Below are 11842 nucleotides of genomic sequence, written 5' to 3'. Positions count from 1 at the left end.
GGCGTCCCCAGCGCGCGGGCGGCGGCGCGCGCGGCGGCCTCCACCGCCGGGACGGCCGCGGCCACCGCGGGGGTGAGCCCCTCGCCCACCTCGTCCAGGATCTCGACCTCCACCGCGACGAGCTGGATCCGCGACGGCACCGGCGCGCCGGCGGCGCGGGCCCGAGCCACCGCGGAGGGGAGGCCGATGGCGTGCGGCGACGGGCCGCCGGGCGCGTGGATGGCCTCGAGCGGCAGCGCGTGCACGGTGCCGGGCGCCGCCGTTCCGGTGCGCACCGCGTCCACCACCACCACGCGGTCGAAGCCCTCCATGTCGTCGAGCAGGTACAGCCCGGCCTGCGCGCTGGTCCGGACCTCGACGCCCGGCTCCGGGCGCGCCGAGAGCCGCGCGGCCACGTGCAGCGCCACCGCGTCGTCGCGGCGGAGCGGGTTGCCCAGGCACAGGATCAACACGTGGTTCACGACCGCCTCATGGCAGCAATCGCTCGCCATCCGCCCGCCCCTCGACAGGCTCGGGGCGAGCGGCCTTCCGAAGCGCCGCTCGCGGTGAGCCCGTCGAACCGCGAGCGGGACCGAGGCGCGCGTTCACCGCCATCCGTCCGCGTCCTCCGGCACGCGCCGCCGGATCACCTCGCGCACCGCGCCGTCGGCGCCGCGCACCGTGACCACCAGCGGCAGCTCGCCGGGCAGCGCGTGCGACGCGCAGGCGTTGCAGGGATCGTAGGCGCGGAACGCCATCTCGAGGCGGTTCAGCAGCGCCGCGTCCACCTTCCCGCCGCGGATGAGCCCCTTCGCCGCCTTGCGCACCGAGACCTGCACCGGCGCGGCGTTGTGCTGGGAGGCGACCACCAGGTTCGCGGCGGTGAGGATCCCGTCCGCGCCGGCGGCGTAGTGGTGGAAGAGCGTGCCCCGCGGCGCCTCCACCGCGCCGACGCCCTCGCGCGGCCCGGGCAGCGGCGCCGGCACCTCGCGCACGTGCGGATCGCCGAGGCGCGGGTCCTCCGCGAGCTGCTGCGCGGTCTCCGCCGCCTGGAGCGCCTCGACCAGCCGCGCCCAGTGGAACGCGAGCGTCTGGTGGGCCGGCCAGCCCAGCGCCTCGAACAGCCGCTGCCGCTCCGCCTCGGCGCGCGGCGTCGCCATGGCGCGCGCCACGTTGAGCCGCGCCAGCGGGCCGACGCGGTAGAGGCCGGTGTCGTCGCCCTCGGTGAACCCGGTCCAGCCCTTCGCCTTGAGGTACGTGAGCTTCGCGTAGGTCCAGGGCTCGACCCGCTCGGCCAGGTGGTCGAGCCAGTCGCGCGGCGCGAACGCCGCGAGCTCGCGGCCGGCCGGATCGATCACCCGCAGCCGCCCGTCCAGGAACGCGAGCCGGCCGTCGTCGTCCACCATGCCCATCGAGTGGCAGCGGACCCGGTACGCCTCGCTGGCGAGCGCCTCCGAGTACTCCGGGTGGTCGAGCACCGCGGCGCGGAACGAGGCGAGCGTGTCCTCGGCGAAGCGCACCAGCCCGGGCGCGAGCGCGCGGGCCCGCTCCACCGTGGCGGCGTCCACCGCCTTCGAGATGCCGCCCGGCAGCGCGAACACCGGGTGCACGGTGCGCCCGGCCAGCGCCGCCATCAGCTCGCGCGCCTCGCGCCGGGCCGAGAGGATGCGCTTCCCGAGGTCGGCGCCCACCTTCGCGAGCACGCCCAGGATGTTGCGCATGGGCGCGGGCGCGTCGGAGCCGGCGTAGAAGTCCGGGCCGCCCATGTACCAGTAGTGGAGGAGGTGGTCCTCGAAGATGAAGAGCTGGTAGTAGAGCGCGCGCGCGAGCCGCGCCGCGGGCGGCGGCTCGACCCCGTACAGCGCGTCGAGCGCCTGCACCGCGGCGATGTGGTGGGCTGCGGGGCACACGCCGCACACGTGCGCGGTGAGCTGCGGCATCTCCTCGGCCGGCCGGCCCACGCAGAAGCGCTCGAAGCCGCGCAGCTCCGGGACCTGCAGGAACGCGCTCTCCACGTCGCCCCGCTCGTCGAGCAGGATCTCGATCTTCCCGTGCCCCTCGAGCCGGGTGATGGGGTCGATGGTGATCCGCCGCGTCACGGGCCCGCCTCGCCTTCCGGCCCGGCCGGCCCGGCCGGCCGCACCCGCCGCGGCAGGAGCGCCGCCGCGTAGGAGTAGCGCCAGAACGTGCCCGCCGGATCCGGCACCGCCGCCCCGAGCGCCGCCGGGTCGGCGCCGCCCAGCAGCGAGGCGAAGCCGGAGAGCATGGCCGCGCCGCCGTCGCGCACGCCGTCGAGCGGCCCGAAGCAGCCGCGGCAGGGCATCCCGGCCTCCACGCACCCGGGCTGGCAGCCCTGGCGCGTCGCCGGGCCCATGCACACGAGCCCCTGGGCGAGGAAGCAGAGGTCGGGATCGACGGCGGAGGTGGCGAGCCGGCGCAGCGCGTGGAGCTCGATGCGCTCCGGCCGCGAGCCCTTGCGCGGGCAGTCCTCGCAGAGCGAGACGTCCGGCGCGAGCACCGCGCCGCGCGGCGGCGGCGCGTCCCCGAGCAGCGCGTCGAGCGCGGCCTGCACCACCGCCGGCGAGGGCGGGCACCCGGGCACGGTGTAGTCCACCGGGACCACGTCCGCGAGCGTGAGCGTGCGCGGCAGGAGCACCGGCAAGGAGAGCGTCGCCGCGTCGGCCCCGGCGCCCGCGCGGACGGGCCCGCCGGGCAGCGGCGCGTCCGGGTTCGAGACGCTGGGCGGCGCGCGGTAGGCGGCCTCGAGCAGCGCCTCCGGCTCGGACAGGTTCCCGAGCCCCACCACGCCGCCGAGGTGCGCGCAGGCGCCGAACGCGACCACCGTGCGCGCCTTCCGGCGCAGCAGCCGCGCCCAGTCCGCCTGCTCGTCGAGGCGCACCGCGCCGTTCACGAACGCGAGGTCGATCCCGCCGTCCGGCAGCGCCTCCACGTCGGCGCGCTTGTGGTCGGTCGCGACCGGCCAGAGCACCACCTCGACGCGCTCCAGCAGGCCGGCGAAGCCGTCGCCCAGGTCCACCACCGCCTCCTCGCAGCCGCCGCAGGAGGCGTTCCAGTAGAAGGCGACGCGCGGCTTCCCGGGCGCGCGCGGCGGCAGCGCAGACGGCGCGGGCCCTGCCTCGGCGAGCGCGGCGCCGGCGCCGTCGAGCGCGCGGCGCGCGTAGTCGAGCGGCCCGAGCGCACGGAGCGCGGCGGTCATCTCGCGGACCTCGCCGGCGAGCCGCTCGGCCTCGGTCGCGCCGGCCCAGGTCATCCGGAAGCGCTCGGGCTCGATCCCCGCCTGCTCGAGCGCCCGCGCCAGCACCGCGCCGCGGGCGGCGGCCCGCAGGTTTCCGTCGAGGTAGTGGCACTCGCCCGGGTGGCAGCCGGCCACCAGCACGCCGTCGGCGCCCTCGCGGAACGCCTGGAGCACGAAGCCCGGCTCCACCCGCCCGGTGCACATGACGCGCACCGTGAGCAGGCTCTGCGGCATGTCGAGCCGCTGCTGCCCGGCCCGGTCCGCGGCGGCGTACGCGCACCAGTTGCACAGGAACGCCACGATGCGCGGCTCGTGCGCCACCCCGCTCACCTCCCCGCCAGCAGCGCGGAGATCTCCGCGGCGATCTGGGCGCGGGTGAAGTGCCGGGCGCTGGCCGCGCCGGTCGGGCAGGCCGCCGCGCACGTGCCGCAGCCGCGGCAGTCCACCGCCAGCACCCTCGCCTTCCCGTCCGCGCCGTCGATCACCATCGCGCCGAACGGGCAGGCGGCCACGCACATTCCGCAGCCGCCGCACAGCGCCGCGTCCACCTCGGCCGCGAGCGGCTCCAGCGCCCGGCGCTCCCCCGGCCGCAGCGTGGCGAGCACCTGTCCGGCCGCGGCGGCGCCGTCGCGGATGGCCTCGCGGATGCTCCGCGGGCCGGCGGCCGCGCCGGCCACGTAGACGCCGGCGGTGCGGGTGGCGGTGGGCTCGAACGGGCTCGCGCCGCCGTCGCCGAGGAAGCCGCGGCCGTCGGGCGCGAGGCGCAGGAGCGCGGCGAGCCCCGCGGCGCCGCTCGAGCCGCGCGAGGGCGCGTGCACCGCGACGAGGTCCGCCCGCCGGCGCGTGGTGCCGCCGCCGGGCTCGGCGAGGCGGACCTCGAGCGCGCCCGCCGCCGCGGCGACGCCGCCCTCGACGAGCGCGCCCGGGAGCAGCTCGACCCCGTCGCGCCGGAGCGCGGCCGCGAGGCCGGCGAGCTGCGGCGCGCGATCGAGCCCGCCCGCGACCGCCACGCGGGCCGAGGGCAGCCGGGCGCGGACGCGCTGCGCGAGCTTCAGCACCTCGCGCAGCGCCAGCTCCCCGTCCGCCTCCGCCGCGGTGGTGGCGAGCAGCACCGCCTCCGGCGTCCGCCCGCCCGCGCCGCGCAGGGCGCCGCCGCTGGGGCCGTCCGGGTGCAGCATCCGCTCGAGCTGGTAGGAGGACACGAGGCCCTCCGGCCCGTCCACCGCGCCGGGCTCGAGGCCGGTCGCGATCACGATCGCGCCCACCTCGACCTCCCGCAGGCGAGGCGCCTCGTCGAGGCGCACCGCGCCGAACGGACAGGCCCCGGCGCAGGCCGCGCAGCCGGGCGGGCACGCGGCGCGGTCCACCACCGCCGCGTGCGGCAGGCACCCCGGGTACGGCAGGTGGATGGCCTTGCGGGCCGGCCCGCCGCCGGACGGCTCCGCCACCTCGACCGGGCAGGCGGCGCCGCACACCTCGGCGCAGCCCAGGCACGCCGCCGGATCCACGTGGCGCGGCGCGACGGCCAGCTCCACCGTGAACCGCCCGGCCGAGCCGCGCACGCGCCGGACCTCGGCGCCGGTCACCACCTCGACGCGGTCGGAGTGCAGGACGCGATCGAGCGCCGGCTCCATGAAGCAGCTCGCGCAGGCGAGGTCCGGGAACACCTCGTCGAGCCGGTTCGCGAGGCCGCCCAGGGCGTGCGCGCGCTCCACCAGCACGACCTTCCGGTCCTTCTGCGCGAGCGCCAGCGCCGCCGAGATCCCGGCCGCGCCCCCGCCCACGACGAGCGCGTCGGCGCTCACCTCGACGTCGGCCTCCGGCAGCGGCCGCTGCAGCGCCACCCGCGCCAGGCCGGCGGCCACGAGGCGCCGCGCGCGCGCGGTCACGTCCGCGGGCGCGCCGCCCAGCCACTCGGCCTGCTCGCGCAGGTTCACCATGTGGAGCTGCCAGGGCGAGCGCCCCGCGCCGGCGAGGACGCCGCGGAACGTGTGCTCGTGCTCGCGCGGCGAGCAGGCCCCCAGCACCACGCGATCCAGCCCGCGCGCGCGGATCCGCCCGGCGAGCCAGGCCTGGCCCTCCGGCGAGCAGAGCACGTCGTGGACCGCCACGTCGGCGGCGGCCGGGAACGCGCCGGGCGCGGAGAGATCGGGCAGGCGCACCGCGCGCCCGAGGTTCGGGCCGCAGCGGCAGAAGTAGAGGCCGATCCGGCTCGGCGACGCCATCGTGGTTCCCGCGGCGCGCCCCACGGCAACGGCCGCCCGCTCTGCTCGCGGTTCGACAGGCTCACCGCGAGCGGTCTCCGGGTCCGCTCGCCCCGAGCCCCGTCGAAGGGCGGGCGGATCCCGCTCAGTACTGTATCTGGATCACCGTCTTCACGCCGTCGCCGCGGACCGAGAGCAGGGTCTTGCGGCGGCGCTCGCAGAAGGTGCGGATGTCCTTCTCGAACGTGGGGCAGTCGCCGGTGATCTCGACCATCGTGCCGGATGGCGTCTCGGCGGTCTCGACCGCCAGCTTCAGCACCGGCTGCGGGCAGCGCATGCCGCTGCAGTCGATCTTCATGATGGATCCCACCGCTCGCTTCCTCCCGGGCCGGACGCGACCGGACCGGTCCCCTTTCCGCCGGCGCGACCGGCGCGATCGGGACGGGCAGGGCTGGGTCGCGTTCGCCGGGCGGGACCATACCCGGCCGCTCCGCTCCACGTCAAACCCGGGCGGGGCACTCCCCGAGCGCCTTGACGACGCAGGGAATCCCCGTGTCGACGCGGAGTTACGGCGCAGCGTGGCGAATGGCAGGCGACCGGGCGGGCGCCGGGCGGGACGTCAGTACTTGGCGTCCTCCGCCTCGATGAGGCGGTAGATCTCGGCCGCGCCGGGCGCCTTCATGATCGCCTCGCGGAACGCCGGGTTCTTGAAGATCCGGCTGATCCGGGCGAGCGCCTTGAGGTGCGTGCCGGCCGAGTTCTCGGGGGCGAACAGGGCGAAGAACAGGTGCGTCGGCTTCCCGTCGATGGCGCGGAAGTCCACGCCGCCGGCGGACCGGCCGAAGCTCGCCATGAGGCCCGGCAGGCCCGGGACCTTGCCGTGCGGGATGGCCACGCCCTCGCCGATGCCGGTGGAGCCGAGCTTCTCGCGATCGAGGAGCGTCTCGACGAGCCGCTGCCCGTCCACCTTCTGGCTGGCCGCGAGCGGGCGGCACAGCTCGGCCAGCACGGCGGGCGCCGCCTGCCCGGAGAGGCTGGCGATCACGGCGTCGGACCGGAGGAACTCGACGATCTTCATGGCGGACCGGCGTCAGCTAACACAGGTGGCAACGTGTGGGCAAGAAGGCAAGGCGACGGCGGCGTCGCGCCGGAGCCGCGACGGGCGGGACGCGGCGCCACGGGGACGCCGCGCCCCGCCGCCGCGATCAGGCCGGGCGCGCCTCGATGAGGCCGACGTTCCCGTCGTCGCGCCGGTACACCACGTTGATGCTCCGGTCCTCCGTGTTCTGGAACACGTAGAAGTTCGCGTCGAGGAGGTCGAGCTGGAGGATGGCCTCGTCGAGCGACATGGGCTTCGCCTGGAACTCGGTGCTCTTGATGACCTTGTGGCTCGGGCGCGAGGGGTCCTCGAGGATCCCGAGCACGTCGTGCCGCACGTCCAGCGTCGGGCGCTCCGCGGCCGCGGCGGCGGCCTTGTGGTTGAGGAGCTTCTCCTTGTGCTTCTTCAGCTGCCGCTCGATCTTGTCGGCGGCCGCGTCGATCGACGCGTACATGTCCCCGGTCTTGGCGGTGCCGCGCAGCAGGAAGCGCCCCGCCTTCACGGTCAGCTCTGCGTGGTGCTTCAGGTTCTCCAGGTGGAGGACCGCGTACGCCTCGGTCGGCCGGTCGATGTACTTCTGCACCCGTTCGACGCGATCGCGGACGTGGGCCTTGAGGGCTTCGGTGGGATCCAGATGCCGGAAGGTGATGTTCACCTGCATGAACCGCCTCCTTGGGAGGACCGCAAATGCTTCGGCCGCGGTCCGGCGGGTGCTGTGTCCCGTCGGTGCCGCGGCCGCGAATGCTGCCGGAGCTGGCAACATGTCGAGGTCATAATAGCCCAGCGCCGCCGGGATCGATCCCGGTCTTCGACGGCGATCCGGCCTGACGGGGCGTCGGGCCGCCGCGATCGGGCGACCGGCCGTCCGGCCGCGGGCGGGGCCGCCCCGCCGCCGGTCACCGGACACGGGGACGCGGAGGCGCCTAGAAGTACTTCTTGCGCTTCGAGCTGGGCAGGATGCCCAGCACCTCGCGGTACTTCGCGACGGTGCGGCGGGCGATCTCGATGTTCTGCCCCTTCAAGAGCTCGACGATCTTCTGGTCCGAGTGCGGGTGCTTCGGGTCCTCGGCCGCCACGATCTGGCGGATGTGGTTCTTCACCGCCTCGCTCGCGATCTCGTCGCCCCCGGTCTTCTGGATGGCCGAGTTGAAGAAGAACTTCAGCTCGTAGATGCCCTGCGGCGTGTGGACGTACTTGTTCGTGGTGACGCGCGAGACGGTGGACTCGTGCATCCCGATGTCCTCGGCCACGTCGCGCAGGATGAGCGGCTTCAGGTGCGCGATCCCCTTGTCGAGGAAGTCGCGCTGGAACTTCACGATCGACTCGGTGACCTTGTAGATGGTCCGCTGCCGCTGGTGGATGGAGCGGATGAGCCACACCGCGCTGCGCAGCTTCTCCTGGATGTACTCCTTGGCCTTGCCCGCCTCGCCGTTCTTGAGCGCGGCGCGGTACATGCCGGAGATGCGCAGCTTCGAGAGGCCGTCGTCGTTGAGGACGGTGACGTACTTGTCGCCCATCTTGTGGACGTAGACGTCGGGGGTGATGTACTGCGCCTCCTCGCCGGAGTAGGCGCGGCCCGGCTTCGGCTCGAGGCGGCTGATCACCTTGACCGCCTTCACCACCTCCTCGATGGGAACCTTCAGGTCCTTGGCGATGGCCTGGTAGTTCTTCGACTCGAGGTGCTTCAGGTGGCGCTCGATGATCGCGACGATCTCGGGCGTGTCGGCGTTCAGCGCGACCACCTGGATCATCAGGCACTCGCGCAGGTTGCGGGCGGCGACGCCGAGCGGATCGAACGTCTGCACCTTCCGCAGCACCCGCTCGGCGACCTCGATCCCCTGCCCCGACTCGAACGCCACCCGCACCAGCGGATCGCGCGAGGTGGCCTCGTCGGCCTCGCCCTCCACCGCCGGCATCTTGAAGTAGCCGTCGTCGTCGAGGTTCCCGATGATGAGCATCGCGACCTGCTCCTCCTCGGGCGTGAAGTTCGAGAGGCGCAGCTGCCAGACCAGGTGGTCGACGAGGTCGGTCTTCTTGGTGAGCGTGGCCTCGTAGCCGGGCAGCTCCTCGTCGGAGAGGCCGCGGTTGGACGGCGCGGTGTGGCCCTGGAGCTGGTACTGGTCGAGGTACTGGTCCCAGTCGATCTCGTTCGCGCCCTCCTCGCCCTTCACCTCCTCGGCCTTCTCCGCCTCCTTGTGCTCCGGCTTCGCCTCGATCTCGGCCTGCTCGGCGGGGCTGGCGCCGTCGGGCACCGCCTGCTCGTCGTTCTCGTCCGCCCCCTCCAGCATGGGGTTCTCGGTCATCTCGGTGCGGATGAGATCGACCAGCTCCATGCGCGAGAGCTGCAGGAGCTTGATGGCCTGCTGCAGCTGGGGCGTCATCACCAGCTGCTGGGTCATCTTGAGGTGCTGCTTCAGCTCGAGGCTCATCGAGGCTCCGCTGGCTGGTGGTCGTCCAGCCTGAACTTGTCGCCGAGGTACACCGCCCGCGCCCGGGGGCTGGCGGCGATCTCGACCGGCGTGCCCTGCTCGAGGATCGACCCCGAGGAGAGGATGTACGCGCGCCCGCAGATGCCGAGCGCCTCGCGCACGTTGTGGTCGGTGATGAGGACGCCGATGCCGCGATCGCGCAGGCCGCCGATGAGGCGCTGCAGCTCGCCCACCGCGATCGGGTCCACGCCGGCGAACGGCTCGTCGAACAGGATGTACCGCGGGTTGGAGAGCAGGCTCCGCGCCACCTCGGCGCGGCGGCGCTCGCCGCCGGAGAGCTGCTCGCCCAGCGAGTCCGCCACCTTCTCCAGGCGGTACTCGGCGAGCAGCGCCGCGGCGCGCTCGTTCCGCTCGGCGCGCCCGACGCCGAGCGCCTCCAGCACGCCCACGAAGTTCTGCCGGACGGTGAGCTTGCGGAAGATCGACGCCTCCTGCGGCAGGTACCCGACCCCGAGCCGCGCGCGCCGGTGCATGGGCAGGCGGGTGAGGTCGTGCTCGCCGAGCGTCACCTTCCCCTTCTCCGGCACCACCAGCCCCACCACCATGTTGAACGAGGTGGTCTTGCCGGCGCCGTTCGGGCCGAGCAGCCCCACCACCTCGCCGGGCGCGACGTGGAAGGACACGCCGTCCACCACGCGGCGGCCGCGGTAGGACTTCACCAGCCCCTCGGCCCTGAGGAGCGCGTCGCCGCCGGCCGCGGTCACTTCCCCTGCTCCTTGCGCTGCGCGTCCAGCTCGCGCCGCCGCTGCTCCACCTCGGCGCCCGGCACGGTGATCCGGACCGGCGCGCCGCCGCCCTCCAGCTTCACCTCGTCGTTGCGCAGCTCGTACACGAGCCGCTTCCCGTGCGCCTCGGTGCCGCGGTCGCGCAGCACCGCCGCGCCGTCGCAGGTCACCCGCGCGGCCGCGTGCTCGTAGGTGGCGGTCTGGCAGGTCACGGTGCGCTCCCCGCGGACCAGCTTCACGTCGCCGCGGCACACCGCGGTCTCGATCACGCCCGCCTCGTCGTTCTTCGCCTCGAGGCGCGCGCAGGTCAGCACCGCGTCGTCGCGGGTGAGGGTCACCGGCTTGCCGGTGAAGATCACCTCGCGGCGCTGGAACGCGTAGCGGACCTCGGCGGCGTCCACCCGGTAGTCGGGCGCCGCCCGGGCCGCGGCCCTCGCGGCGGGCTTTCCCTGGGCCGGCGCCGGGGCGGCGCCGAGCAGCGCGGCGGCGAGGAGCGCGATCACCGCGGCTCTCCCCCGCCGGTCAGCCGCGGGCTCCCGCCCAGCGTCAGCTCGCCGGTGCCGGCGTCGAGCACGAACCCGGTGCCCTGGAGCCGGTAGCCGCGCCCGTCCACCGTGAGCGCCTGGTCCCCGCGGACCATCCCGCCCTCGCCCTCCGGCGTGTACCGGGCGCTGGGCGTCCGGGCCACGGTGTCGAGGTGACGCACCGTGACACCGCCGTGCGCCTCGAAGGTGTGAGCCGACAGGAACCCGGAGCCTTCCGGCGCGGCGATCCGCACCGGGTCCCCACCGCGCGGGAGGACGGCCACGACGTCCCGGGCCTTGAGCTGGGTCGAGTCGCGCTCCAGCGTGGCGGTGCGCGCCTCGCCCTCGACGCGCAGGTCCGCCTCCCGCCACACGCGGAATCGAACCCCCTCGAGCATCAGCTCAGGCACCACGTCACGCGCCTCCACGGGCTGGGCGGGCTGGCATCCGGTGCCGAGCCCGAGCGCGAGAGCGGCGGCCAGCCCGGCCGCCGTCCGCATCCAAAGCCGCTGAAACATAGCATTCTTTCCTTGCTGGATCGACGGGCACAGACCTTGCTTTATGCCCGGCCGCCCTAGCCGCGTGAAAGCTCAGCGCTTTTCGGCATTGCCTTTGCTTGGGGACCGCCGGCCTGGTTCTCGCCTTCGGGGCGCGTCTTCCAGCGCTGGTGCATCCACACCCACTCGGCCGGGCTCCGCCGGATGGCTGCCTCCAGGGCGGCGGAGCAGGCGGCGGTGAGCCGGACCGCCTCGGCCTCGCGGTCGGGCGGGTCGGCGGCGAACGGGATCTCCACGCACTCGAGGAGGTGGCCGTCGCCGGCGCGCGGCCCCCGGCGCCGGATGGTGCCGACCACCACCGGCGCGCCGAAGCGGAGCGCGAGGTCGGCCGCGGCGCGCGGCGTGTACGCGAGCCGGCCGAAGAACGGGACGAACAGGCCCTGGACCTTCGTGTCCTGGTCGATGAGCAGCCCGAGCGCCTTCCCCTGCCGGAAGGTGCGGATGATGGCGCGGCCGGTGTCGGGGTTCTCGCGCCAGAGCGTGGTGACCCCGCCGGCGGCGCGGAAGCGCTCGGCCACCCGGTTCAGCGCGGCGTCGCCGCCGGCCTTGGCGATGACGGCGTTCGGGATGCCGGCCCGGGCGATGCGGCGGGCGAGGAGCTCCCAGCTCCCCACGTGGCCGGTGACGAACACCATGCCGCGGCCGCGCGCGATGACCTCCTGCAGCAGCCCGGGCGGCGACAGCTCGACGTAGGTCTCGAGCCGCGCGTCGTAGCTGCGGATGGCGGCGAGCTCGAGCGCGGTGCGCCCGAGGTGCACGAACATCGCGCGGACGATGGCCTCGCGCTCGACCTCGGGCTTCTCCGGGAACGCGACGGCGAGGCTCCGGAGCGCGAGGCGGCGCGTGTCGCGGGCGAGGTGGTAGCCGGCGCGGCCCACCAGCCCGCCGAGCGCGAGGGCGGGGCCGAGGGGCAGCAGGCCCAGGATCCAGAGGGCGGCGCGGACCAGCGCGGAGCGGACGCTCCTCTTGATCCGCTTGCGGAGCGGTACGGCCATGGCGGGGCGCACGC

The 11842-nt window shown here is 74.9% G+C and carries 12 protein-coding genes; all 12 read right to left on the bottom strand.

The features are described from left to right. A partial coding sequence (locus PSR1_RS09525) for a hydrogenase maturation protease (protein ID WP_237757890.1) occupies positions 1-461 on the bottom strand: 461 nt, incomplete at its 3' end. A gap of 123 nt (positions 462-584) precedes the next feature. Further along, the gene (locus tag PSR1_RS09520) at positions 585-2078 is read right to left on the bottom strand and encodes a Ni/Fe hydrogenase subunit alpha (RefSeq protein WP_059437364.1); all 1494 of its coding nucleotides are present in this window, start codon (positions 2076-2078) and stop codon (positions 585-587) included. Continuing rightward, positions 2075-3556, bottom strand: a complete 1482-nt coding sequence (locus PSR1_RS09515; RefSeq protein WP_059437363.1) for a hydrogenase iron-sulfur subunit — start codon at positions 3554-3556, stop codon at positions 2075-2077. Before PSR1_RS09515 ends, PSR1_RS09520 begins: the two co-directional genes overlap by 4 nt. Positions 3557-3561: 5 nt before the next feature. Next, positions 3562-5460 carry a 4Fe-4S dicluster domain-containing protein gene (locus PSR1_RS09510; RefSeq protein WP_059437365.1) on the bottom strand — a complete coding sequence of 633 codons (1899 nt, stop codon included), beginning with the start codon at positions 5458-5460 and terminating at the stop codon, positions 3562-3564. A 124-nt stretch (positions 5461-5584) separates the two neighbouring features. After that, complete coding sequence (locus tag PSR1_RS09505) at positions 5585-5809, bottom strand: sulfurtransferase TusA family protein (RefSeq protein WP_012528250.1); 225 nt, start codon at positions 5807-5809, stop codon at positions 5585-5587. 249 nt (positions 5810-6058) lie between these two features. Continuing rightward, positions 6059-6517, bottom strand: a complete 459-nt coding sequence (locus PSR1_RS09500; protein ID WP_059437362.1) for a PTS sugar transporter subunit IIA — start codon at positions 6515-6517, stop codon at positions 6059-6061. 127 nt (positions 6518-6644) lie between these two features. Next, positions 6645-7199 (bottom strand): ribosome hibernation-promoting factor, HPF/YfiA family, encoded by a 555-nt coding sequence (gene hpf / locus PSR1_RS09495; protein WP_059437361.1) that lies wholly within the window; start codon positions 7197-7199, stop codon positions 6645-6647. Between the two features lie 262 nt (positions 7200-7461). Then, the gene (gene rpoN, locus PSR1_RS09490) at positions 7462-8967 is read right to left on the bottom strand and encodes an RNA polymerase factor sigma-54 (protein WP_059437360.1); all 1506 of its coding nucleotides are present in this window, start codon (positions 8965-8967) and stop codon (positions 7462-7464) included. Then, positions 8964-9731 (bottom strand): LPS export ABC transporter ATP-binding protein, encoded by a 768-nt coding sequence (gene lptB, locus PSR1_RS09485; RefSeq protein ID WP_059437359.1) that lies wholly within the window; start codon positions 9729-9731, stop codon positions 8964-8966. Before lptB ends, rpoN begins: the two co-directional genes overlap by 4 nt. Next, the gene (locus PSR1_RS09480; RefSeq protein WP_059437358.1) at positions 9728-10255 is read right to left on the bottom strand and encodes an LptA/OstA family protein; all 528 of its coding nucleotides are present in this window, start codon (positions 10253-10255) and stop codon (positions 9728-9730) included. The genes lptB and PSR1_RS09480 overlap by 4 nt, the downstream gene beginning before the upstream one ends. Then, the gene (locus PSR1_RS09475; RefSeq protein WP_237757889.1) at positions 10252-10776 is read right to left on the bottom strand and encodes a hypothetical protein; all 525 of its coding nucleotides are present in this window, start codon (positions 10774-10776) and stop codon (positions 10252-10254) included. The genes PSR1_RS09480 and PSR1_RS09475 overlap by 4 nt, the downstream gene beginning before the upstream one ends. A gap of 74 nt (positions 10777-10850) precedes the next feature. Then, on the bottom strand, positions 10851-11828 hold the full coding sequence (locus PSR1_RS09470; RefSeq protein ID WP_059437356.1) for a lysophospholipid acyltransferase family protein: 978 nt from the start codon (positions 11826-11828) through the stop codon (positions 10851-10853). Positions 11829-11842: the final 14 nt, after the last annotated feature.

The sequence above is a fragment of the Anaeromyxobacter sp. PSR-1 genome, assembly GCF_000964525.1.
GTDB lineage: Bacteria > Myxococcota > Myxococcia > Myxococcales > Anaeromyxobacteraceae > Anaeromyxobacter.
This window is presented reverse-complemented; position numbering and strand designations above follow the sequence as displayed.

Coding starts and splice junctions, on each gene's coding strand:
- PSR1_RS09510 (WP_059437365.1), bottom strand. CDS start 5,460: ATGGCGTCGCCGAGCCGGATCGGCCTCTACTTCTGCCGCTGCGGCCCG.
- PSR1_RS09500 (WP_059437362.1), bottom strand. CDS start 6,517: ATGAAGATCGTCGAGTTCCTCCGGTCCGACGCCGTGATCGCCAGCCTC.
- hpf (WP_059437361.1), bottom strand. CDS start 7,199: ATGCAGGTGAACATCACCTTCCGGCATCTGGATCCCACCGAAGCCCTC.
- rpoN (WP_059437360.1), bottom strand. CDS start 8,967: ATGAGCCTCGAGCTGAAGCAGCACCTCAAGATGACCCAGCAGCTGGTG.
- PSR1_RS09475 (WP_237757889.1), bottom strand. CDS start 10,776: ATGCGGACGGCGGCCGGGCTGGCCGCCGCTCTCGCGCTCGGGCTCGGC.
- PSR1_RS09470 (WP_059437356.1), bottom strand. CDS start 11,828: ATGGCCGTACCGCTCCGCAAGCGGATCAAGAGGAGCGTCCGCTCCGCG.